This window comes from Bowdeniella nasicola, from assembly GCF_900107735.1.
In the GTDB taxonomy this organism is placed as follows: Bacteria; Actinomycetota; Actinomycetes; order Actinomycetales; family Actinomycetaceae; genus Bowdeniella; species Bowdeniella massiliensis.
In genome coordinates, this window is sequence record NZ_FNQV01000002.1 from 54,198 (window position 1) to 77,678 (window position 23,481).

At 61.6% G+C, this 23,481-nt stretch carries 22 protein-coding genes and 2 tRNA genes; 11 read left to right on the plus strand and 13 right to left on the minus strand.

The annotated features are described in order from the left end of the window. Both BLU67_RS01465 and BLU67_RS01470 read left to right on the plus strand, forming a co-directional pair. Positions 1–660 carry a DUF998 domain-containing protein gene (locus BLU67_RS01465; protein WP_176780650.1) on the plus strand — a complete coding sequence of 220 codons (660 nt, stop codon included), beginning with the start codon at positions 1–3 and terminating at the stop codon, positions 658–660. After that, positions 573–1,208, plus strand: a complete 636-nt coding sequence (locus BLU67_RS01470) for an alpha/beta fold hydrolase (protein WP_143027302.1) — start codon at positions 573–575, stop codon at positions 1,206–1,208. Before BLU67_RS01465 ends, BLU67_RS01470 begins: the two co-directional genes overlap by 88 nt. Here BLU67_RS01470 and BLU67_RS01475 read toward each other — a convergent pair. The 5 genes from BLU67_RS01475 to BLU67_RS01495 all read right to left on the minus strand — a co-directional run bounded on the left by BLU67_RS01475 (position 1,205) and on the right by BLU67_RS01495 (position 3,297). Beyond that, positions 1,205–1,705: a DUF3145 domain-containing protein gene (locus BLU67_RS01475; protein ID WP_092561308.1), complete on the minus strand. Its 501-nt coding sequence runs from the start codon at positions 1,703–1,705 to the stop codon at positions 1,205–1,207. The two genes, BLU67_RS01470 and BLU67_RS01475, sit on opposite strands and share 4 nt — an antisense overlap. A 92-nt stretch (positions 1,706–1,797) precedes the next feature. Then, positions 1,798–2,283: a peptide deformylase gene (def, locus tag BLU67_RS01480; protein WP_092561310.1), complete on the minus strand. Its 486-nt coding sequence runs from the start codon at positions 2,281–2,283 to the stop codon at positions 1,798–1,800. Between the two features lie 2 nt (positions 2,284–2,285). Beyond that, positions 2,286–2,570 carry a hypothetical protein gene (locus tag BLU67_RS01485; RefSeq protein ID WP_092561312.1) on the minus strand — a complete coding sequence of 95 codons (285 nt, stop codon included), beginning with the start codon at positions 2,568–2,570 and terminating at the stop codon, positions 2,286–2,288. 67 nt (positions 2,571–2,637) lie between these two features. Then, a tRNA-Asn gene (locus BLU67_RS01490) sits at positions 2,638–2,709 on the minus strand. A 90-nt stretch (positions 2,710–2,799) separates the two neighbouring features. Next, positions 2,800–3,297, minus strand: a complete 498-nt coding sequence (locus BLU67_RS01495; RefSeq protein ID WP_143027303.1) for a hypothetical protein — start codon at positions 3,295–3,297, stop codon at positions 2,800–2,802. Positions 3,298–3,468: 171 nt separating this feature from the next. Here BLU67_RS01495 and BLU67_RS01500 point away from each other — a divergent pair, with 171 nt between their 5' ends. The 3 genes from BLU67_RS01500 to BLU67_RS01510 all read left to right on the plus strand — a co-directional run bounded on the left by BLU67_RS01500 (position 3,469) and on the right by BLU67_RS01510 (position 7,146). Next, on the plus strand, positions 3,469–4,824 hold the full coding sequence (locus tag BLU67_RS01500) for a GntP family permease (protein ID WP_261976992.1): 1,356 nt from the start codon (positions 3,469–3,471) through the stop codon (positions 4,822–4,824). 9 nt (positions 4,825–4,833) lie between these two features. Continuing rightward, positions 4,834–6,315, plus strand: coding sequence for a gluconokinase (locus BLU67_RS01505; RefSeq protein ID WP_092561318.1), 1,482 nt, complete (start codon positions 4,834–4,836; stop codon positions 6,313–6,315). Positions 6,316–6,468: 153 nt separating this feature from the next. Continuing rightward, complete coding sequence (locus tag BLU67_RS01510) at positions 6,469–7,146, plus strand: hypothetical protein (RefSeq protein ID WP_092561320.1); 678 nt, start codon at positions 6,469–6,471, stop codon at positions 7,144–7,146. Here BLU67_RS01510 and BLU67_RS01515 read toward each other — a convergent pair. The 6 genes from BLU67_RS01515 to BLU67_RS01540 all read right to left on the minus strand — a co-directional run bounded on the left by BLU67_RS01515 (position 7,147) and on the right by BLU67_RS01540 (position 12,030). After that, positions 7,147–7,220 (minus strand) — tRNA-Ile (locus tag BLU67_RS01515). A gap of 38 nt (positions 7,221–7,258) precedes the next feature. Next, entirely contained in the window at positions 7,259–8,497 is a 1,239-nt protein-coding gene (locus BLU67_RS01520) for a beta-ketoacyl-[acyl-carrier-protein] synthase family protein (protein WP_092561322.1), read from the minus strand. A 26-nt stretch (positions 8,498–8,523) separates the two neighbouring features. Next, positions 8,524–8,772: an acyl carrier protein gene (locus BLU67_RS01525; protein ID WP_073717535.1), complete on the minus strand. Its 249-nt coding sequence runs from the start codon at positions 8,770–8,772 to the stop codon at positions 8,524–8,526. Positions 8,773–8,810: 38 nt separating this feature from the next. Then, on the minus strand, positions 8,811–9,824 hold the full coding sequence (locus BLU67_RS01530) for a beta-ketoacyl-ACP synthase III (RefSeq protein ID WP_092561324.1): 1,014 nt from the start codon (positions 9,822–9,824) through the stop codon (positions 8,811–8,813). Continuing rightward, positions 9,821–10,756 carry an ACP S-malonyltransferase gene (locus BLU67_RS01535; RefSeq protein WP_092561326.1) on the minus strand — a complete coding sequence of 312 codons (936 nt, stop codon included), beginning with the start codon at positions 10,754–10,756 and terminating at the stop codon, positions 9,821–9,823. Before BLU67_RS01535 ends, BLU67_RS01530 begins: the two co-directional genes overlap by 4 nt. Positions 10,757–10,833: 77 nt before the next feature. Then, positions 10,834–12,030, minus strand: coding sequence for a PucR family transcriptional regulator (locus tag BLU67_RS01540; RefSeq protein WP_222842320.1), 1,197 nt, complete (start codon positions 12,028–12,030; stop codon positions 10,834–10,836). A gap of 131 nt (positions 12,031–12,161) precedes the next feature. Between BLU67_RS01540 and BLU67_RS01545 the strand changes: the two genes are divergently transcribed. From BLU67_RS01545 to BLU67_RS01570, 6 genes are all read left to right on the plus strand, one after another. After that, a complete protein-coding gene (locus BLU67_RS01545; RefSeq protein ID WP_092561330.1) occupies positions 12,162–12,929 on the plus strand; it encodes a hypothetical protein in 768 nt (255 codons plus the stop codon). A gap of 263 nt (positions 12,930–13,192) precedes the next feature. Then, on the plus strand, positions 13,193–13,885 hold the full coding sequence (locus tag BLU67_RS01550) for a succinate dehydrogenase cytochrome b subunit (protein ID WP_176780651.1): 693 nt from the start codon (positions 13,193–13,195) through the stop codon (positions 13,883–13,885). Next, positions 13,882–15,849, plus strand: a complete 1,968-nt coding sequence (locus BLU67_RS01555) for a fumarate reductase/succinate dehydrogenase flavoprotein subunit (protein WP_092561334.1) — start codon at positions 13,882–13,884, stop codon at positions 15,847–15,849. The genes BLU67_RS01550 and BLU67_RS01555 overlap by 4 nt, the downstream gene beginning before the upstream one ends. Continuing rightward, complete coding sequence (locus BLU67_RS01560; protein ID WP_092561336.1) at positions 15,846–16,595, plus strand: succinate dehydrogenase/fumarate reductase iron-sulfur subunit; 750 nt, start codon at positions 15,846–15,848, stop codon at positions 16,593–16,595. Before BLU67_RS01555 ends, BLU67_RS01560 begins: the two co-directional genes overlap by 4 nt. 40 nt (positions 16,596–16,635) lie before the next feature. Then, positions 16,636–18,078, plus strand: coding sequence for an aspartate ammonia-lyase (gene aspA / locus BLU67_RS01565; protein ID WP_092561338.1), 1,443 nt, complete (start codon positions 16,636–16,638; stop codon positions 18,076–18,078). A 100-nt stretch (positions 18,079–18,178) separates the two neighbouring features. Next, positions 18,179–19,483, plus strand: a complete 1,305-nt coding sequence (locus BLU67_RS01570; RefSeq protein ID WP_092561340.1) for an anaerobic C4-dicarboxylate transporter — start codon at positions 18,179–18,181, stop codon at positions 19,481–19,483. Here the strand turns inward: BLU67_RS01570 and BLU67_RS01575 are convergent. Together BLU67_RS01575 and aceE are read right to left on the minus strand one after the other, a co-directional pair. Continuing rightward, positions 19,473–20,609: an LOG family protein gene (locus BLU67_RS01575; RefSeq protein ID WP_092561342.1), complete on the minus strand. Its 1,137-nt coding sequence runs from the start codon at positions 20,607–20,609 to the stop codon at positions 19,473–19,475. The two genes, BLU67_RS01570 and BLU67_RS01575, sit on opposite strands and share 11 nt — an antisense overlap. Before the next feature lie 72 nt (positions 20,610–20,681). After that, positions 20,682–23,432 carry a pyruvate dehydrogenase (acetyl-transferring), homodimeric type gene (gene aceE / locus BLU67_RS01580; RefSeq protein WP_092561344.1) on the minus strand — a complete coding sequence of 917 codons (2,751 nt, stop codon included), beginning with the start codon at positions 23,430–23,432 and terminating at the stop codon, positions 20,682–20,684. Positions 23,433–23,481: the final 49 nt, after the last annotated feature.

Consider the following 23,481-nt stretch of genomic DNA (forward strand, 5'->3'; position numbering starts at 1 on the left):
GTGCACAAGGGAGCTGCTCTCGCCCTCGTGGGCGCCGCGCTGGCCTATGCCACCTGGGTGATCTCGCCTTGGCTCGTGCCCGAACTCAGCGTCGTCGAAAGCTATGCCTCGGAGCTCGCGGCCGACGGGCTCGGGCATGCCGAGATCTTCCGGTGGGGCGATCGCATCGCAAGCGTCCTCCTGCTCATTGCGGCAGCCCTGCTACGCGGGCCGCGGATCGCCTGGCTACGGGCGCTGCTCGCCGTGTGGGCAAGCGCCACGCTCATCGATTCGTTCTTCCCCATGTCGTGTGCGCAATCGCTTGATACCGGTTGCGTCCTGCGTCATTCAACATTCCCGACGGTGCAAGACACGATCCACGTCCTATCATCCTCGACGGCAACGATTGCCTCGGTCCTCGCGGTCGCCGCCGGAACGTGGTTGCGGCCCGCGGCTCGTTCCACCCGGGTCATGGCGTGGATCTGCGTGGGCGCCACGATCCTTGTCATCATCGCCTCAGGTGCTGCCGAGATCTTCCACGTCAATGCGGGACTCGGGTTAGTGCAGCGCCTCCAGCTCGCTACGCTATCGGCATGGCTGATCACATTCGGAAGGCAGCTATGGACCAGCTGGTCTACGTCGCGGGCCTCGGCAGGCCCGCCGCTGACGTGCAGCCGCTAGCAACGGCCCTGGGAGCGCGGCTCGTTGCAGCTTTTGGCGTGGACGACCCGCTCTTTGAGGATCTCGCCGCAGGGGCTGACCTCGTCGCGGCGGCAGCGGGAACGAGCCGCCCGGTGTTGATCGGTCATTCAATGGGGGCTTTCGTCGCCGAGTGCGCCGCCTACCGCCATCCTGCGGCCTTCAGCGCACTAGTGCTGCTCGATCCATCCATCGCCCGGCCACAGCGGGACGGATTGCCACCCGCCCTGCAAGAGGCCCTGCGCCAACTCCTTGTCGGAAAGTCGCGTTTCGTTAATGCAGCTCGTGACAACCTCAATTATCGCCGATTCGCGACGCTGACAGCTGCCGCGCGGCAGCGCTACGAGCTGTCGATACCGGCGCTCATCGTGACGGCGACACTCTGCCTGGAAAGTTCCTGGAGCCACCAGCACTCAGCGATGGCGAGCCAGCTGGGCGCGAGCCACATCGTGCGCGCGCCCGCCTCCCATCTATTGGCGACGAAACACTCGGATGATGTCGCCGCCATCATCCGCGCCTGGCAACGTTAACCGACGCGATGCAGCCAGCGAACCGGAGCACCGGCACCGGCGTAGCGGAAGGGTTCTAGTTCGTCATCCCACGCCTGACCAAGGGCGAGGTTGAGTTCGGCGCGCAGCGCACCTGCATCGGTGTGGGATTCCATCGCCGCGCGGATGCGGTCTTCCGGCACAAGCATGTTTCCAACCGAGTCGATGTGGGCGTGGAAAATGCCAAGGTCCGGTGTGTGCGACCAGCGTGATCCATCGACGCCAAGGGAGGCTTCCTCCGTGACTTCGTAGCGCAGATGCTCCCAGCCCCGAATAGCGGAGGCGAGCTGGGCGCCAGCGCCAACGGGTCCCACCCAGGAGTACTCGGCACGGAGCATCCCCGACAGGGCAGGCTGATCGGTCCATTGCATTTGAACGGGCATGTTTAAGACCGCACCGAGTGCCCACTCCACATGGGGAGCGAGGACTTTCGGTGCGGAATGCACGAAAACCACGCCGCGCGTTGGTGCGCTAGCCATGTTGACCTCCAGTTACTCGACAGGGCGTCTTCCCCAACGACCGCCAAGATACAGAGGTTATCTTCAGTATGGCACGAAACCGCGCCAGGCGGCTACATCGCGCGGATCGCGCGCATGGCCTTCTTTCGGTTAGCTCGATCTAACCGATCGATGTAGAGCATGCCATCGAGGTGATCGCATTCGTGTTGGATGCACCGAGCCATAAGCTCTTCCCCCTCGACGACGACCTTCTTGCCGTCCAGATCGGTTCCTTCCGCGCGCGCATACCAAGCGCGTTCCGTGGGGAACCACAGGCCGGGCACCGAAAGGCACCCCTCATCTCCGTCTTGGAATTCGTCGCTGGACATTTCCACGATGACGGGGTTGAGGATATAGCCTATTTCGCCATCGATATTCCATGAAAACGCTCGCAAGCTCACACCGATCTGGTTCGCCGCTAGCCCGGCTCGGCCATCGTCATCGACGGTTTGCAGGAGGTCCTCTACGAGGGCCTTCACACCGTCATCGATGGTCGTGACCGGATCGCACACGGTGCGCAAGACAGGGTCTCCGACGATGCGAATATCGCGATATGCCATGGCTAGTTGACATCCTTCATATCGTTAGCTGCGAGCCACGTGGCGGCTTCTTGCAGCGCGTCGTCTACAGACTTTCCGGCCGCGAGAGCGTCAAAGACTGCCAGGGCTGCGATGTCGTTAACGGGTGGGAAGTCATCGAGCCGGGACAGTTCGATTGCCAGGCCCTCGTCGGTGGGGGACATGACTGTCTGAAACCCGAGTCGAGCCGCGGCCTCGCACAGGAGGCCAGCTTCCTTGCTATCGCGAACGCGATCAATGCGCAGTGCCGCGCGGGAGAGGATTCGCATGGCCATCCTTTCGATTCGGGCTGTGACAAATAATAGCCGCGATCCGAAGCGGATCGCGGCATATTTGCTCCCGCGACTGGATTCGAACCAGTAACCGTCCGATTAACAGTCGGATGCTCTGCCGTTGAGCTACGCGGGAAGGTGCGGATACAGACTAACAGGTCAACGCGGGGCGGCAAAAACGAAAACGGGCTTAGGGGCCCCGCCCGACAGTGATGTCTACCACCAGTTAACCGGGCAGGCCGGCGGCTTCCCGCGCGGAGCGCTCGAGCTCATCGATAACCTCCCGATTCGCGGTGACCACCTCGGGCGAGCCGGCGACGATTGTTTGGGAGAACAACTGGCCATCTCGGCCGCGTCTAATGAGGATTTGGACCATTCCATCGTCACCGAATTCGCGTGTCCTGTCATGGACGATCGAAGCCTCGATTCGTTCCCGCACGGCGGTGGTGAAGGTGAACACGTTGTCGTTGAGGGTTTCAAAGACGAGATCCCCCCGTTCGGTGACGACCGGCGAGATGGTGAGGAGTCGAGAATCCCCGTTCCAGTGCGCGGAGCGGAAATCAGTCCAGGGCATTTCCTCGGTGCCCTCAGCGCTGGCGATCAGTAGTGCGCCGGGAGTGATCGCAAGCGCTCGAGAGTCGGCAAGTTCGATCGCCGTGGAACGGGCAGCGCGTGGCAGATACGCGGCGAGGGTGGCAGGGATTTTAGCGCGCGAAGTGAACATGACGTAACCGTAACCCGCTATCTGGAGATCCGACATATTCGACTCCCGCAGGGTTATGGTGAGGGTGTCCTACAGACCATAAAGAAGTGAGTCGCCATGTCATACCTATCGTTGCTCCAACGCCTGCCAGCGGAAGTACCAGACTGGGAACAGACGCTAGGAACCGGGCCGTTGTTGGGAATCGCCATCGGCGCGATCGCTTTGATCCTCGTGCTGATTATTGCTTTCCGCATCCACGCATTCGTCACATTGGTATTGGTCTCGCTCCTGACTGCGCTTGTTGCCGGAATCCCGGCGAGCGCCGTCGTGAAGGAAATGACGACTGGGTTTGGTGGCACGCTTGCTTCTGTTGCCCTCCTTGTGGCGTTAGGTGCCATGTTGGGGCGGCTCATTGAATCCTCGGGAGGCGCTCGGGTACTCGCTGAGGCAATGATCCGTACGTTTGGGGAGAAGCGAGCCCCCTTTGCGCTTGGTATCGCTTCTCTCATCATGGGCTTCCCGATCTTCTTTGATGCGGGTCTGATCGTCATGCTTCCGATCATCTTCGCGATCGCGCGACGGATGAATGAACCGGTCCTGCGCTACGGGTTCCCCGCGGCCGCCGCGTTCTCCGTGATGCACGTGTTCCTGCCCCCGCACCCGGGTCCGGTTGCGGCCTCGGAGTTCTTTAACGCCAACGTTGGCTACATCGTCATCGTCGGCCTGTTGATTGCCTTCCCACTGTGGTACGTCTCGGGTTACCTGTGGGGCCTTTACATCGGTAAGAAGTACCCCCTGCCGGTGCCGACACTGCTCGGTGAGCTCGACGAGGACCAGCCGAAGAATCCGCCGAGCGTTGGCACAATCATTGGGCTGCTGCTCGTTCCGCTGTTCTTGATCTTCCTCAACACCGGATTGTCCACCCTGGAGAAGACCGGCCACGTGGACGGCAGCCAGCTGTGGGTACAGGTCCTGAAGATGATCGGCGAAACCCCGATCGCGCTGCTCATCGCGCTACTGGTCGCGATGATCGTGCTGGGCTTCGCACGCGGCGAGGACAAGACGGCACTGGAAAAGCTGCTGGATTCGTCTCTCGGTCCGATCTGTTCGGTCGTTCTCATTACCGGTGCCGGTGGCATGTTCGGTGGCGTGCTGCGCGCCTCCGGCATCGGCGATGCGATGGCGGATTCCATGTCCGGCCTCGGATTGCCGCTGATCTTTGCGATCTACGTCGTTGCTGTCTTGTTGCGGCTCGCGCAGGGCTCGGCCACGGTCGCGCTCGTCACGACGGCGGGCCTGTTCGCCCCGGCGGTTGCGGCCGCAGCCGGCAACATGAACGAGATCCAGCTGGCGTGTTTGACCCTCGCTGCTGCGGCGGGTTCCGTCTTCTGCTCCCATGTCAACGACTCGGGCTTCTGGCTCGTCGGCCGACTTATGGGCATGGACGTCAAGACTACCCTGAAGACCTGGACCGTGCAGCAAGGCATCGAATCCGTTCTGGGATTCGTGCTCGTCTACGCGATCTACCTGGTCGCAGGAGCATTCTAGGAGTGAGCCATGGCTTCCTTTGACGTTTCCGAAAAGGACGCAGTCGTTCCGTTCATTGTGGCCCTGGACGTGGGCTCGTCAGGAACCCGCTGCTGTCTCTACGATGCGACCGGCACGCCGATTACCGGTCGGCGGCTCAAGGTTCCGCACGATTTCACGACCAAGTCAGACGGCGAAGTCTCGATCGATCCCGACCTTGTCGTAAGGGAAGTTGAAGAGCTTCTCGACACGGTTGTGGGCACTGATTTTGTTGGTCAGATTGGCGGCGTGGCGATCGATACTTTCGCCGCCAGCGTTCTCGGCGTCGATGAGGAGGATCGCGCGGTAACGACGTGCTTTACCTACGCCGACTCGCGCGGCGCGGAGTTCGTCGATCAGCTGCGCGGTGCGCTCGATGTCGACGCATCGCACGAACGGACCGGGGCCTTCCTGCACACCTCCTACGTTCCGGCGCGCCTTCGCTGGTGGCGAGATGCCACTGGGCAGGATCCGCGCCGAGTAGCGAAGTGGATGTCGCTGGGGGAGTACATCTATCTCCGGCTCCTTGGGAAAACCGTCGCAGGGACGGCGACCGCGTCGTGGACCGGAATGATCAACCGCCTCACCGGTCAGTGGGACGAATCGATGGTTCGCGCAGCTGGCATCGAGATCGAGCAGCTCAGCTCGATCGCCGATCCGGACGAACCATTAGTGGACGTCAACCCCGATACCGAGCGCTGGCCGGGGTTGCGCGATGTGGCGTGGTACCCCGTCATTGCCGATGGTCTCGCGTCCAATATTGGCCCGGTCCCACCCGGGGTCTCGGCCTGCGTCATGGGCGCCTCGACCTCGGGCGCGATGCGGGTGCTGTTGCCGAAACACCCGACCCAGGTTCCGGCTGGACTGTGGTGTTACCGGATTGATCGCAATCGCTCGCTGCTCGGTGGGGCAATTAACGACGCGGGCCGAGTACCGGCGTGGCTTGCGACGCTCCTGCAGCTGCCCGACCAAGAGGAAATCGATCGCTGGTGTCGCGCCGCTCCTGAGCCCGGCACCCCGCTCTTCCTGCCGTATCTGACGGGGGAGCGAGCAACCGGCTGGCGCGCGGACGCGCGTGGCGTGTTTGCTGGGCTTTTTGCTGGGCACACCGTGCGCGATATCTATCGCGGCAGCCTCGAGGGCCTCACCCAGGCCTATGGACGCGTTGCTCGCGAGCTCTTCGCGGTCGATCCCGCAATCGACCACGTCGTCGCAACTGGCGGCATGTCGCAAGGGCTGCCAGCGTGGCTGCACATGGTTGCCGATGCGTTTGGTAAGCCCGTCGTGCCTGCGACGTTCAAACGCTCGACACTTCGCGGCACTGCGCTCCTGGCGCTCGAGCATGCCGCTCCGGACGTGACTCCAGCAGAGCCACCCGTCGGTACCGCAATTCAACCCCGAGTGGAACATCGCGATTACTACCGGGCACAGGCGCTGGAATACGAACGGATCTATCGAGGAGTGATTGCGTAACGCGCGGCGAGGGCAGTTAGCCTGAAGCAAGGGAGAGGGGTAAGATCGGGGGACGGATTTTCACTTGCCCCTCCCGAGCGAAAGACGTCTTCCATGTCTCAAGCGACGCCACAGGCCTCAGCACGCCCGCTGCCTTCCAAAGCAGGAGTGTGGGTGTTCTGTGTTATCACCGCCCTCGCCGCAATCCTCGTCATCACCTCCGGACTGCTCTATCTCCAGGTCGTGAAAACCGACTTTGAACAGACCCGCTGGTTTACGCTGTGGGAATTTTTCAACGTCGACCTTGAATTTAACATCCCCACGTGGCTGGCATCGTCCATGTGGTTGGTGCTGGGAATTGTTGCGGCGGTTGTCGGAGTGGTGGCGCCGCGGCTGAAGTGGCTGTGGTTCATCTTTGCGGCGGTCGGCATCTACGCCTCCGCTGACGAGGCCGCGATGCTGCACGAACAGTTCTACCGGTTGGGTTCGATCCTCACGCCGTACCTGCCTTTCGACCCGTTCTACTACCGGTGGGTGATCGGCGGGATTGTCGTCGCAATCGGAGTGATTGCGGTGTTGCTGCCGCTCGTGTGGCGATTGCCGCTGCCCATCATGTTGATGCTCGTGGCGGCCGGAACGATCTTCCTCTTGGGTGCTGTCGTCATGGAGACCCTGGGTGGTCGAATGATCGAGTTTCATGGCAAGACGACGTGGCACACGATGCTGCTCATCCATATCGAAGAGTCCCTAGAGTTCCTAGGGGTCGCCCTTGCTATCTGGGCGGTCTTCGAGATGCTCATCGTCAAACGCACCGACGAAGGCCTCGCCATCGGGTTTCGCGGATATCGCTAGTGCCCCCGCCGGGGCTTGAACCCGGGACCGACGGATTATGAGTCCGCTGCTCTAACCGGCTGAGCTACAGGGGCCACGGACAACCTTACCGGCGCCGTGATGTTCTTAAAAACTACGCGCTGGTGATCACGAGCGCGACGTTGTGGCCGCCGAATCCGAACGCATTGTTGACGACCGCTCCCGCAGGAAGTTCGACTGGCTCGTTGCGCGTCACGTTGATCGGCAGATCCGGTTCGGGGTTGTCGAGGTTGATCGTTGGCGGGGCGACGCGGTGGTGGGCAGCCAGGACGGAGAACACCGCCTCCATGGCGCCGGCGCCACCCAGCAGGTGCCCAGTCATCGACTTCGTGCCGCTGACAATCGCATCCGGAGAGACCCGCGAGATTGCCGCAGCTTCGATGCCATCACCCAGGGGAGTCGAGGTCGCATGCGCATTGACATGCACAATGTCGCTGCCGCTGAGGTCGGCGTCAGCGAGGGCGAGGCGCATCGCGTGTTCTTGCCCGGCGCCCGTCGGGTCGGGCGGTGCGACGTCGAATGCGTCAGCACTCATCCCGGTTCCCGCGATGCTCGCATACACCTTCGCGCCGCGCGCTGCCGCATGCTCGGCAGATTCCAGGACAACGATGCCGGCACCTTCGCCCATGACGAAACCATCTCGGTCCACGTCGTAGGGACGAGACGCGGCCTGCGGATCGTCGTTTCGGGTGGAAAGTGCCATCATGCGGGCAAAGGCGGCGATCGGCATTGGATGGATGGCGGATTCGGTTCCGCCGGCGAGCACGATATCTGCGCGGCCATTACGAATCATCTCGACGCCCATCGCGATAGCCTCCGCGCCGGATGCACAGGCGGAGGTCGGAGCGTGTGCGCCAGCCTTGGCTCCAAGGCGCACGGAGATGATCGCGGCCGACGAGTTCGGCATGAGCATGGGCACGGTCATCGGCAGAACTCGCCGCGCGCCCTTGTCCTTCATCGTGTCCCAGGCATTGAGGGTTGTGTGGATGCCGCCAATGCCGGAGGCGACGGCGACACCAAATCGCTCGCCGTCGACCTCCGGGCTACCGGCATCTGCCCACGCCTCGTCGGCTGCCACAACGGCGAGTCGAGAAGACGGGTCCATCTTTCGAGCCTGGGGGCCAGGAAGCACCGTGGCTGGGTCGACGGCGGCGGTTCCGGCAAAACGCACGGGCAATTCGAACTGGTCAAGCCAGTCGGCCTCGAGGCTGCGGATTCCGGAGGTGCCTGCTAACAGAGCCTGCCAGGTTTCGGCGGTGGTGCCGGCTAGCGGGTTCGTCGTCCCAAGGCCGGTCACCACGACATCGCGTCGGGGTGTGGTCGTGTGGGCCATGATGCGTCCTATCCAGGTGGGGGTGCTTAGTTCTGGGCGCCTTCGATGAAGGACACCGCGTCGTTTACGGTCACGAGGTTTTGCAGTTCCTCGTCGGGAATGCGTACGTCGAACTTCTCTTCTGCGAAGGTGCAGATCGACATCATCGACAGCGAGTCGATGTCCAGGTCATCGGAGAAGGACTTGTCCAGCTGGACATCCTCCGTCGGAACACCCGTTTCTTCGTTGACGATTTCGGCGAGGCCAGCGAGGATCTCATCCTTGTTCAGTGCCATGGTTTCTCCTTGGTTTTTTCTAGATGGACCTGATGCCGTCAGGCGCGGTGCGGCAGGCGAATGACCTGCCCGGCGTAAACGAGCCCGGCTCCAAAACCAACCTGGAGGGCGAGCTCACCGCCACGTACTTCACTATCCCGGTACAGACGCTCGGTTGCCAGCGGGATTGAGGCCGCCGAGGTATTACCGGTATCGACGATGTCGCGCGCAATCACGACGTCGTCACGCAGACCAACGGACTTTGCCATTTGGTCGATGATTCGAATGTTTGCCTGGTGCGGAATGAAGACATCGATGTCCTCGGGAGCAAGACCCGCTGCCGTAACGATCTCCTTGGCCACTTCTGCCATCGAGAATGCGGCCCACTTAAAGACGGTGGGGCCTTCTTGCCGGAGAGTTGGCCACGACATATCCGAGCCATCACGGATGGTGAGCCACGAATGGGTCTGCCGAATGGCCTGGGCCTGGCCACCATCGGAGCCCCATACGGTGCGCGAGACGCCGGGGGAATCAGCGGGACCCAGGATAGCGGCACCCGCACCGTCACCGAGGATGAAGGAAATCGAGCGGTCGGTCGGATCGATGAAGTCCGAGAACTTCTCGGCGCCAATGACAAGGACGTGGGTGGCCTCGCCTGAGCGAATCAGGGAGTCGGCCATCGCGATTCCGTAGCAGTAGCCCGCGCAGGCCGCCGAGATATCGAAGGCAGCCGCAGGGGTCGCTCCAATGGCATCTGCAACGATCGCGGCGGCAGCCGGGGTCTGTTCGAAATGTGTCACAGTCGAGACGATGACGGTGTCGACATCGGAGCCCTGAAGGCCGGCTTTCGACAGCGCGTCCATCGCCGCAGCGGTTGCTAGGGAGACTGCCGTATCGGCTGCCGTCCCGTAGCGTCGCGTGACGATACCGGTGCGACGCCGAATCCATTCATCGGAGGAATCGATCGGCTCGACGATGTCATCATTTGGCACAATGCGTTCGCCGCGAACGGCTCCAAACGCGAGCACCTGCGAGCCGGCGCGGGTCTCAGCAATCGATAGTTGGCGGCTCATGCGTTGTCCTCCTGGCCTAAGAATCCGGGCAGATCGGCGACGTTGTCAGGCGCTAGGGCGAGCGTGGCGACCCCCTTGAGGTCACGGCGTGCTAGGCCCGCCAGCACACCCGCGGGAGCGAGTTCGATCGCGTGGGTGACGCCCTCGGAGATCAACTGCTCTTGGCACAGGTCCCAGCGCACCGGCGAGGTCATCTGCTGGACGATCCGCCACACGGCCTGGGAACCCGCGTGGAGTGCGGCGCCGTCATGGTTCGACAGGAGCGTGCAATTGGGATTGCTGACGACGAGATTCTCGACAGCATTGCGTACGGCCGGAACTGCGTCAGCCATGTAATGGGTGTGGAAGGCTCCAGCGACGGACAGGGGGATGAGTCGTGCACCACGCGGGAGGTTTTCACCAAGCGCGGTGATCGCTTCGGTGGAGCCGGCGGCGACGACCTGCGTTGAGCCATTGATGTTCGCGGGAGTGACGTCGTGGGCATCGAGAGCGGCCAGAACCTCGGGACGCTTGCCGCCGACAATGGCGGCCATCGTCGTCTCGTTCTCGGCGGCAGCCTGCGCCATCGCGCGGCCACGGATTGCTGCAAGTCGCACGGCATCGCCATCGGAGATGACGCCCGCGATGGCCAGCGCCGCGATCTCTCCAACGCTGTGGCCAGCCACAACCTGCGGGATCCGCGCCCCACGAGCCTGGGCGATCCGCCAGCTCAAAATAGACAGGGCGACAATCAGCGGCTGGGCGTTCTTTGTGTCGCGAAGGGTCTCGTCATCGGCATGCGAACCGAGCTCGACAAGGTCGAGGTCGGCAGCCTGCGACCATGCCTCGATGTGCGAGGCGGCGGTGAAATCCGACTCGTCGGCAAACTCTAGCCACTGGGTGAGCATGCCGGGTCGTTGCGAACCCTGGCCAGGACATAAAACTGCGAGCACTGCTCCACCTTCCCAGGTTTCGTTTCATCTGCCGCCTGTGTGGGCCACCAAGTCGACCCACCTCGTTTGTGGATGGTCTACAAAGCGGCAGTTCCTGGCAGCGTCCCGCCGCTCAGTCGGCCCACAGTGAGCGCAATCTGCAGAATCTGGCCCTCACGAGCCTCGGTCGGATCCCACCCGATGACCTGCGCAATGCGGCGCAGGCGATAGCGAACCGTGTTGGGGTGGACGTAGAGGTCACGCGCGGCCGCTTCCAGGGAGCGTCCCTGGCCGAGATATGAATCCAGGGTCTCAACGAGCACAGGGCCGGCGCTGACGAGCGGAATATAGATCTCGTCGATCAGTGTGTTGCGGGCGAGCTGATCGCCATCAAGGACTCGCTCCGGGAGCAGGTCGTCTGCCTGCATAATTCGAGCGGGCGCTGATAGTGCTCGAATCACTTGGTGAGCGGCGATGGCGGCACGTGCGGAGGTGCCAGCCTTGACGATGTCGTCGACGCTCGGGCCAATGATGATGGTGCCGTCACCGAAGTGGTGCTCGATGAGAGATGCAATCTTGCTTGGATTCTCATCCGCGCCGAGGACAGCAATGATCCGGTCACCCTGAATCCCGACGAGGGCATCCGAGGTCGCGCGCAGACACGCCTCCCGGAGTTCCGCCGTTGTCGATTCGGTGAGTTGATGCGGCGCCGGTCCGACGATGACGAACGTGCGGTTTCGGCCTTTCCACCCGACCGTAGCGACACGTGAGCGCATCACCGCCGGGGAAGTGCCGCGCACAATGGCATCGATCGCGGCAGCTTCCAACCGTGCATCCCATTGGCCCCTGGACTCAGCGGCGCGCGCATAGATACCGGCGGCAGAGAATGCCACTTCACGCGAATAGATGAGGGCAGCCTCGTACAGATCTCGCCGGTAATCCGGTGCGACGTGCTGCTGGCTGTGCTCCTCGACGACTTCGGCAATGAGTCGAACAACCTGCAAGGTGCGCTGCAGGGAGATCGTACGGGTGAGCTCTGGGGGAGCGACGCGGAAAATATCCTGTGGCCGCGCCGCATCGTCCTCGAGCTGCATCCAGGCCACGAATCGGTTGATGCCTTCATGAGCGACGAGTCCCAGCCACGACCTATCTTCACTCGACAGATCACGCCACCACTGCAGATCGCGTTCCATTCGCGCTACCGCCGTGAGCTTGAGTTCATCGGAGCCCTTGCGAAGCGCCGAAATGACGTGCTCGGGCAGATCCGTTGGCGCGCGAGAAGGAAGTGTCGTCATGGCGGGAAGCATACCGCCTCACGGGAACCTCAGGCAGACGTGCCATGCTCTGTGGCCCAGTGAATCCTACGGATTAACCTACTGGTGCGCTGATACCCTAGCGCGCGATAGTGTGAGAGCAGAACGCTGCTATGCCGGAGGAAGAAATGCACGACGAGGATGAAGCGATGGTTCACGAAGCCATCGAAACCAATCCCACACTCAAAGAGACGCTCGAATCTGATGTGCCAGTAGACGCTTCGAGCCCTGAGGACTCCGAACCGGCTGACCTTCCCGGCGCGGTCTCTCGCCCCGTTCAGGAAGCAGAAAACCCGCTTGAAGAGGGACTGCGCCAGGCGGAAGAGGCACTGCGCCAGCGGCTGCTCGATGATCCCAATGACCAGCAGGCCTTTGCCACCTTGGCGCGACTCGTCTCGGTGGGCGCGAGGTATGAGGAAATGCCCGATCCGTTGACGGCCGATGAACTTCCTGCCGACCAGCGCGAACGCATCAACACTGCCGTTTGGGCCCTTGCCGATGAATACGTCGGCAACTCGCGCGCGTGGTACCCGCTGATCCAGCTGGCTCGCCTCTCGCTGAATGAGGACCGAGAAAGCGCCATTCGGCGACTGAAGACCGCCTGCGAACGCGAGGACACCGGCGTAGCGCTCTTCGAATCGCTGCAAATGCTACGTCGCGCCAATCTGCCGGGCGAGGCAGTCCAGTTGGGTGTCGGAAACTGGGACCCGACCACGCACGTCACGGATGCCGGTCGCCAGCTGGTCCGCGCCGCCTGTGAGGCCGGTCGCCCTGCCGAGGCCGAACGGTTGCTGAAATCGCTGCGGGATGCCAGCGATGAGTCGGAGGACTTTACCGATCTCGATGTGGCGATTCAAGACGCCTACGCGGCGCGAGGTTAAGCGACTCATCACCGCCCTTGCTTGAGGGAGCCGAGTTCGTAATAACGAATGCTGAACTGGGGCGGTAACATCCTGCACATTCGTGCAAACAGGTAGACATCGGTCGAACACTCGTCGGTACTATGCAGCCCACTGCTGTGAGGTGTTAGCCTCGAAGTGGTTATCAAGGGAGATGCTGCATGAGTTCGTCTATGACATCGCACAAACGTGCGTTGCCTCGTCAGACTGATAGTTCGACAATCAAGGTCCGCGATGGACGAATCATGGTTGCGGCGCGCCCACAGACGGGACCGCAGTCATGGCTCCTGAAACTTGCCGCAGCGCTGACCGGAGCAATTCTTGCGGCCTTCGTGGCGATCCATATGGTCGGCAACATCAAAGCGTATTTTGGGCCCGCGCATTTCAATGACTATGCGCACTGGTTGCGCGTTGCGGGCGAGCCGCTACTGCCGGAGATGGGCTTGCTGTGGGCCTTTCGCGTGGTCCTGCTGATTTCGATCATCATCCATATCGCTGCGACACTAGCGCTGACGTTCCGTTCGAGGTCCGCTCGGGGACCACATCGCGCGCGCGGCCTCAGGGCTGAGTCATGGGTCTCGCGAACGATGCTTATCACCGGGATCGCACTGCTCGGTTTCATCATCATTCACATTCTGGATCTCACAACCGGGCACCTTAACGGTGCTTTCCAGGCGCCGACGCATACCAGTTCGTTTGCCTACGAAAACCTCATCGCGTCATTCTCCCGGCCACTGTTTTCGCTGCTCTATCTCATTGCGATGGGGGCGCTTGCCGTGCACCTTATTCACGGCCTGTGGCTGCTGGCGACCGACTTTGCTGTGACCGGTCCCCGGACGCGACGAGTGTGGAAGGTGATCGCATATGCGGCCGGAATCGTCATCGCGCTCGTCAATATTAGTGTGCCGATCGCGGTGCTGACGGGAGTGCTGTCATGAACGAGAAGACGGAATCATCACCCCTCGACATTGAGGTGGGAACGACCCTGTCAGCGCACAGTCCTGACGGGGATCCCGCAACTGCGTGGCAGCGGGCGAAGGACAGCTATCGGTTAGTCTCCGCGCTCAATCGCCGAAAGTTCTCGATCGTTGTCATCGGTACGGGGCTTGCCGGCGCGGGAGCCGCGGCAGCATTAGCCGATCTGGGATACCAGGTCACGGCAGTGACCTATCACGATGCGCCGCGGCGGGCGCACTCGGTTGCTGCTCAAGGCGGGATCAATGCCGCGCGAGGCCGCAAAGTCGACAATGACTCTCTTGGCCGCTTCGTCAAAGACACCGTTAAAGGTGGTGACTACCGCGGTCGCGAACGTGAGGTCTTTCGGCTAGCTGAAGAGTCGGCCCGAGTTATCGACCACATGAATGCGCTCGGGGCTCCTTTTGCCCGAGAATATGGCGGTTCGCTTGACACACGATCCTTTGGAGGCGTGCAGGTCTCACGGACGTACTACACCCGAGGGCAGACCGGTCAACAACTGCAAATAGCGGGTGCCGCAGCGCTCGGACAGCAGGTTGCTCGCGGTGCGCTCCGGTTACTTGTCCGTCACGAGATGGTAGATCTCATCGTGAAAGACGGTCGTGCCCAGGGAGTCATCGTTCGGAATCTTCTCACGGGTGAATTGCAGCCAATTACCGCCCACGCTGTCGTGCTGGCGACCGGCGGGTACGGCAATATTTATTACCATTCCACCCTGGCCAAGAACTCCAACGCCTCGGCGTCATGGCGCGCCCACCGCCGCGGCGCATACCTCGCGATGCCGTCATTCATCCAGTTCCATCCGACAGCCCTACCCATCTCGACGCACTGGCAATCGAAATCGATTCTCATGAGTGAATCGCTTCGAAACGATGGACGGATCTGGGTACCGAAAACTGCGGGCGATACCCGGGAGCCAAACGACATACCCGAAGATGAGCGCGACTATTACTTGGAGCGGAGATACCCCGCATTTGGGAACCTCACACCGCGAGATGTTGCCTCCCGTGCTGCGCGCGAACGAATTGATGCCGGCCATGGAGTGGGTCCGCTTAAGAACTCGGTCTACCTCGATTTCCGGGACGCACTGCAGCGTTACGGCAAGGAGACGATTAGCGCCCGATACGGGAACCTCTTCCACATGTATGAAGATGCCACCGGTGAAAACCCGTATGAGGTGCCGATGAGGATCGCTCCGGGAGCCCATTTCACCATGGGAGGACTCTGGGCCGACTACCAGCTCATGACTTCAATACCCGGACTGTTTGTCGCGGGTGAAGCCGGATCGAGCTATCACGGTGCCAACCGACTAGGTGCAAACTCCCTGCTGTCCGCCTGCGTGGATGGCTGGTTCACGATTCCATTTACCGTGCCGAACTACCTGGCCGACCACCTCGGGACGGAACCATTGCATGAGGATGACGAAGTCGTCCAGAAAACCCTGAACGACGCCTATGAACGCTTTGATCGTCTCCTCAATATCGGTGGGACCAAGCCCCCGCGGTCATTCCACCGAGCTTTGGGAGAGATCCTTTACCGCGGGTGCGGAGTGAGTCGAGACCGAGAGGGACTCACCGACGCAATCGCTCAGATTCGAACGCTGCGAGAGAACTTCTATCAGGACTTGAGGATCGCTGGATCAGCTAGCCGCATTAACCAGGAGCTCGAGTACGCCGGGCGGGTTGAAGACTACCTTCAACTTGCGGAAGTGATGTGTGTCGATGCGCTGGATCGAAAAGAGTCCTGCGGCGCCCATTTCCGCATGGAGTATCAGCATGACGATGGCGAAGCGAAGCGCGACGACGAAAACTGGGCTCTCATCTCGGCGTGGCAAACAGGGAATTGGGAGGGCACCGCGAGCTTCACTCGCCACGTGGAGCCGCTGGAATTTGCCGCCGTGCCACTGCAAGTGAGGGATTACCGATGAAACTCATCGTGAAAGTTTGGCGACAAGAGGGCCCCGAGGCCGCGGGTCAGTTCGAAAGCTACGAGGTCAATGACCTCGAACCGTCGATGTCGATCCTTGAGCTTCTCGACAAGATGAATGATGACATCGTCATGGCGGGAGGCGATCCTGTCGTGTTCGAATCGGACTGCCGTGAGGGGATTTGCGGAGCCTGCGGGATCACGATCGATCGCCGTGCCCATGGCCCCGTACCGCGGACCCCCGCCTGCCACCAACGCCTCGCATCGTTTGACGACGGCCAGACGATCACCCTGGAACCATTTCGCTCCGCTGCCTATCCCGTCATCGCCGATCTCATGGTTGAACGCGGCTACCTCACCGATGTTCTCAATGTCGGTGGCGCACCCAGTGTCGCTCCGGGAACTGCGCCAGACGCAGACAGCGACCGCATCACGCACGAAGATTCGGAACGCGCACTCGATTTTGCTGCGTGTATCGGGTGCGGTGCCTGCGTTGCCGCATGCCCCAACGGTTCCGCCAATCTTTACGTCGGCGCCAAACTTGCCCACCTGTCCCTACTACCGATTCCCGCGAGCGAGCGAGGACGCAGAGCTCGCGAGATGATCGCCGAAATGGATCAACATTTTGGCCCATGCTCCCTGCACGGGGAGTGTGCCGAAGTTTGCCCGGCGGATATTCCGCTTCTCGCGGTAAGTTACGTGAATCGCGAGCGGCTGCGTGCAGCAGTCCGGCAACACGATGATTAGAAGACACCTGTCAATGACGACACGAGAGAGTTCACCACACATGACCACACGGATCGAAGAAGATCTGCTCGGTACCCGCGAAGTTCCCAGCGACGCCTATTACGGGATCCACACCCTCAGGGCGATCGAGAACTTCCCTATCTCCGGACGCCTCGTCCAAAGCGTGCCAGAGTTCGTGCGCGCGATGGCACAGGTCAAGAAGGCCTCAGCGCTGGCAAACAAAGAGCTGGGCGCACTGCCCTATGACATCGCGGACGCGATCATCGCGGGCTGTGACCAGCTGCTTGAGCACGACCGCTGCCTCGACCAATTTCCCATCGACCTGTTCCAAGGTGGCGCTGGCACCAGCGTCAACATGAACACGAACGAAGTCATCGCCAACCTTGCCTTGGAACACCTCGGCTATGACAAAGGTCGTTACGACATCATCAACCCGAACGATCACGTCAACAAGTCGCAGTCGACGAACGATGCGTATCCAACCGGGCTGCGGCTCGCCATGTACGGCATGGTGCATGACCTCATGGGCCATATCCATGAGCTCGCCAACTCCTTCTTGGACAAATCGAAAGAGTTTGAGCGGGTGTTGAAGATGGGGCGCACCCAGCTCCAGGACGCTGTCCCTATGACCTTGGGGCAGGAGTTCAAGGGGTTTGCCACAAACCTGGAAGAAGAGCTCGTTACACTGGAGCGCTGCTCCAGCTACCTTCTCGGTGTCAACCTCGGAGCGACGGCGATCGGTACAGGGTTGAACACGCCCGATGGCTACGCGCACGTGGCAGCCGAGAAGCTATCGGAGGTTACGGGATTGCCGATCACCTCGGCGCCCGATCTTGTGGAGGCCACCAGCGATAACGGCGACTACGTCCTCGTCCATGCGTGCTTGAAGCGGCTAGCTCACAAGCTGTCGAAGATCTCTAACGACCTTCGCCTCCTGTCCTCCGGCCCTAGGGCGGGCCTAAACGAGATCAATCTCCCGGAGATGCAAGCCGGTTCCTCCATCATGCCGGCCAAGGTCAACCCGGTGATCCCGGAGGTCGTCAACCAGGTGTGCTTCAAGGTGATCGGCAACGACACGACGGTCACCATGGCGGCCGAGGCGGGCCAGCTCCAGCTCAACGTCATGGAACCCGCGATGGCAGAAGCGATGTTTGAGTCGCTTCGGCTCCTTTCCGCAGCGAGTGACACACTGCGGGAGCGCTGCGTCGACGGCATCACGGCCAATGAGGACAAGTGCCGTGCCTACGTCGAACAATCGATCGGTATCGTCACCTATCTCAACCCCATCATCGGACACCACAATGGTGACCGCGTTGGTCGAGAGTGCGCGAAGACCGGCAAGTCGGTGAAGGAGGTTGTCGTGGAGATGGGCCTGCTCACCGAGGAGCAAGTTGATGAGATTCTCACGACAGAGGCCTTCATGAAGCCGAAATACACCGGCAAGATCTACGCGCCTGACGAGCGCGGCTTGCCGACGACCTAACCACCACATCCGCGGTAGCGGGCCCCAGCCCCTGAGCAATGACGCTCAGCGGGCCGACCCGTCGCCGATTTCACCACTGACCACGTGAGGATTCACTGTCATGATTTGGGTACACCTACTCATTGTTTTGGCTGCCATTTTTCTGGGTGCCAGGTACGGCTCGATCGCGATCGGCGCTGCCGGTGGCCTGGGAGTCATCCTGCTTGGCGCCACGGGGGCGCCCGTTTCCCGAGAAGACATTCCCTTCGACGTCATCGGCATCATCATGTCGGTGATCGCCGCGATTGCCGCGATGCAAGCTGCCGGCGGCATGGACTGGCTCGTCGCGCTCACCGACCGCCTGTTGCGAAAGAAACCGAAGCGCATCACGCTGCTCGCGCCGATAGTCACCTATCTGTTGACGTTGTTCGCAGGAACGGGGCATACCGCATTTGCGGCGTTGCCCGTCATTACCGAGGTAGCGAAGGAGAACGACATTCGCCCCTCGCGGCCGTTATCGATTGCTGTCGTCGCCTCACAGATGGCCATTACCGCGAGCCCAATATCGGCGGCCGTCGTCTTCATGGCCTCGGTTGTCGAGCCATTGGGGGTGGGATACCTAACCCTGCTCGCCATCGCGATTCCGTCGACGTTCTTGGCTACGGTTGCCACAAGCTTTCTGGCGAATATGCTCGGCAAACCGTTGAGTTCGGATCCGGTCTACCTTGAGCGTAAGGAACAGGGTCTCATCGAGCTGCGGGGAGCACACGAGTACGAGGAACGCCCGGGGGCTAAGCGCTCGGTGCTCATCTTCCTCATCGCGATCATCGCTGTGGTGACCTATGCGGCGCTCATTTCGGAAAACCTCAACATCATTTCCGATCCGACGCTGCCTCGGACCGAGGCGATCATGTCGATCATGCTCGCAGCGGCGATGGCTATCACGGTCCTGTGCCGCATCGATCCGTCCGAGATCCTTGGAATGCAGACCTTCCGTTCCGGCATGTCAGCGTGCGTCTGTGTCCTTGGGGTGGCGTGGCTCGGAACGACGTTCGTCTCCACCCACATGGAGGCCATTACTGCCTTCGCCGGCTCGGCCCTAACGGCCTATCCCTGGTTGCTTGCCGTCGTGCTGTTCTTCGCAGCGGCGCTGCTCTACTCCCAGGCCGCGACCACCAAGGCGCTTATGCCAACGGCAATTGCACTCGGCGCGAGCCCGATCGCGGCGATCGCGGCCTTCCCTGCGGTCTCGGCGCTGTTCGTCCTACCGACGTATCCGACGTTGCTGGCTGCCGTCGAGATGGACGATACCGGCTCTACCCGCGTTGGACGCGCGATCTTCAATCACCCGTTCATGATTCCGGGCATCGTCAATATTGCCTTGGCCGTCGGACTCGGTTTCCTCTTCGGCTCGCTTATGCTCTGAGCGCGTGATCGGAAAGGATCTCAGCGGCTTCATCCACGGAATCCACTAGGAAGATGGAAGAGGCCGCTGGGCCTGACGATACGACGGCATACAGCAGCGGCCAGGCGGGCAGGACTCGGGTCCAGTAGTCACGGTCGATGAGGACCATCGGGGCTACGGCCTCGGGCGGCGAATAGTGGTTTTCGCACGCGTCCTGGAAGATCTCCTGGACAGTGCCGGCGTGGCCTGGCAGGAACGCGATTCCGGTGTCACAGATCTCGAGCAGGATTGACTCGCGCAGGGCATTGGTGAAGTACTTCGCGGTATGGGTAGCAAACAGGTTGGGCGGCTCATGGCCATAGAACCAGGTCGGAATGCCAAGACTTGGCGTGCCCTCATAGTCGCGAATGAGGTCGAACGCGACGCGCGCCCAGGCCGTGGCATCGGGCACGAAGCTTGGCACGCTCGCCAAGGACTCCAGCGCACTGTGCAGGCGGGTGCCGTCGGCGGTGAAGAATGCGCCGAGATTAACGGCCTCCATTGCGCCCGGACCGCCGCCGGTGGCGACAGTGAGGCCTTGCCGGGCGAGGACCTGGCCGAATCGGGCTGCTTTCGCGTACTGATCGGAGCCGCGCTGCAATGCATGGCCGCCCATGACCCCGGCGATATGGGGTGCAAAGACCCCGCGACTGCGGATATCGGCCAGGGCATCGGAGATACCGTGATCGTGCAGCGCTGTCGCGAGCGTGACTCGAACGTCTCCGCGGGTGTCTTGGCGCTTGGTCCACGCATAAACTTGCGCATCGAAAGTAGCCTCGTAGCCGCCCTCGTCTAGCCCGGCGTAGAGCTGTTGCGGGGTGTAGAGGCTCGCCCGGTACATGTTGAAAGGGATATCGCGGATCCGCGGGAAAACGAGGCCACCGCGAGCGCGCAGGGATTCTTCGTCCGCCTTAGTGAGTGCGCAGCCAAGGAAGAGCGCACCCGTCGGGTCAAGTGCGCGCAATTCTGCGGAGCGTTCGCGTAGATCGACTCCTTGGATGTGCCATCCCGACATTTTCTTGGCTCCTCGAGCAACGAGTTCATCGAACTTCTCGAGGATTTCGATATCGGTGGCGCGTGGCTGGCGGGAGTAGAGCGACTGGGACATGGTGGCCTTTCGATGCGGCAAGCGGCCTGCAGACCGTGAGGTCAGCAGGCCGCTGTGCGCTAGGGGCGCGCTTTACGCGTCGCCGCCAACGTTGCCGGATTCGCCGGCGTTGACGTTAAACAGGTCGTACTTCTCGATGGCCTGGCGGGCGGCATCACCGTCCACCTGACCGGACTTGCCCAGCGCCTGCAGGGCGCGCGCCACCATCGAGTGCGAGTCGATGAAGAAGTGACGACGTGCAGCGGCGCGGGTATCGGAGAAGCCGAAACCGTCGGCACCAAGGACGTAGTAGTCGCCCGGTACCCACGCACGAATCTGATCGGGCAGCATGTGGTCGTAATCGCTCGTGGCGATGAAGGGACCTTCACTGTCAGACAGCTTGGCGGTGACGTAGGGCGTCCAGGCGTCCTCCTCGGGGTGCAGGAAGTTGTGCTGCTCGGCTGCGATCGCGTCGCGGCGCAGCTCATTCCAGCTCGTGACGGACCATACAGCCGCGTCGACTCCCCAGTCCTCGGCGAGGATTTCCTTGGCATGCATCGCCCACGGCACACCAACGCCGGAAGCCAGCAGCTGGACCTTGGGGCCGTTGCCGGAATGGTCAGCGATGCGGTGGATGCCCTTGATGATGCCGTCGACGTCAACATCGTCCGGCTCGGCAGGCTGCTGGTACGGCTCGTTGTACACCGTGAGGTAGTACATGACGTTCGGGTCGCGATCGTCCTTGCCGTACATCCGCTGCAGACCGTCGCGCACAATGTGGCGGATCTCGTAGGCGTATGCCGGGTCGTAGTGGACCATGGCTTCGTTGGTCGCAGCGAGGATGGGGGAGTGCCCATCCATGTGCTGGGTGCCTTCACCGGCGAGGGTCGTCTTGCCGGCGGTCGCACCGATGATGAAGCCACGGGCAAGCTGGTCACCTGCCGCCCAGAACTGATCACCAGTGCGCTGGAAGCCGAACATCGAGTAGAAGATGTACACCGGGATGAGCGGTTCACCCTGCGTGGCATAGGAGGTTCCGACGACCTGGAACGCCGCGGCGGAACCGGCCTCGTTGATTCCAGTGTGCAGGATCTGGCCCTGCTCGGACTCCTTGTAGCTCAGCATGAGGTCGTGATCGACCGCGGTGTAGTTCTGTCCGTGAACGTTGAAAATCTTCGCTGTGGGGAAGATTGAATCCAGGCCGAACGTGCGTGCTTCGTCGGGGATGATCGGAACGATACGTCGTCCGATCTCCTTATCCTTCATGAGCTCCTTCAGGAGCCGGACAAATCCCATCGTCGTCGCCACATTCTGCTTGCCCGAGCCCTTGGCCAGGATCTCGAACGGCTTGTCACCCGGCAAGGTGAGCTCCGTAGACTTCGGGGCCTTGCGCTCCGGAATGAAGCCGCCGAGGGCGCGGCGCCGCTCCAGCATGTACTGCAGCGCCGGATCGTCATCCGATGGGCGGTAGTACGGGGGTGTGAAGGGGTTTTCCTCAATCTGCTCGTCAGTCACCGGGATGTTGAGAAGATCGCGCAGGGCCTTGAGGTCCTTAATCTTCATGTTCTTCATCTGGTGGGTGGCGTTACGACCGGCGAACGAGGGACCCAGACCGTAGCCCTTAATGGTGTGGGCGAGGATGACGGTCGGCTGGCCGGTGTGTTCAACGGCAGCCTTGTAGGCGGCGTAGACCTTCCGGTAGTCGTGGCCGCCACGCTTCAGCGCCCAAATCTGCTCATCGGTCCAGTTCGCGACCAGGGCCTTGGTCCGCGGGTCGCGGCCGAAGAAGTGCTCGCGCACATAAGCGCCGTCGTTGGCCTTGAAGGTCTGGTAATCGCCGTCGACTGTGTTGTTCATGAGGTGGACAAGCGCGCGATCCTTATCAGCGTTAAGCAGGGTGTCCCACTCGCGGCCCCAAATGACCTTGATGACGTTCCAGCCGGCGCCGCGGAAGAAGGATTCAAGTTCCTGGATGATCTTGCCGTTGCCACGCACCGGGCCATCGAGGCGCTGCAGGTTGCAGTTGACGACGAATGTGAGGTTGTCGAGCTGCTGTTGGCCGGCAAGCTGCAGCATGCCGCGCGATTCTGGCTCGTCCATTTCGCCGTCGCCAAGGAACGCCCACACGTGCTGTTCGCTCGTGTCCTTGATGCCTCGCTCGTGCATGTAGCGATTGACCCAGGCGTTGTAAATCGCCTGCGCGGGTCCAAGACCCATGGAGACCGTCGGGAATTCCCAGAAATCTTCCATCCGGCGCGGGTGCGGGTAACTTGGCAGGCCTCGCCCACCAGCTGGCCGGGAGTATTCCTGGCGGAACCCGTCCATGTCTGCTTCGGACAGTCGACCTTCGACAAAAGCACGTGCGTAATTGCCGGGAGCCGCGTGGCCCTGGAAGTAGACCTGGTCGCCGCCTCCGGGGTGGTTCTTGCCACGGAAGAAGTGGTTAAAGCCCACCTCATAAAGTGTCGCGATCGAGGCGTAGGTGGAGATATGGCCACCGACTCCAACGCCCTCGCGCTGTGCGCGGGTCACCATCACGGCGGCATTCCATCGTAGCCACCGGCGATAGGTGCGCTCCATGGCTTCATCGCCGGGGAAGTAGGGCTCTTCGTGAACACCAATGGTGTTGACGTAAGGGGTGTTGAGCGACGAGGGGATGGTGACGTTGCGCTCGCGAGCGCGCTTCAGCATCGATAGCAGAACATAGCGTGCGCGAGGACCACCCCGATCGTCGATGAGTGCGTCGAGCGAATCAAGCCATTCTTCGGTTTCTTCCGAATCGATGTCACCGATTTGGCTCAGTAGCCCGTTAATTAGCGGTTGGGACTCATCACGTAGCGGCACGGAGAACCTCGCTCTCGTCTTCGTTTGTCGTCGTTTCGCGCGTCTGCGC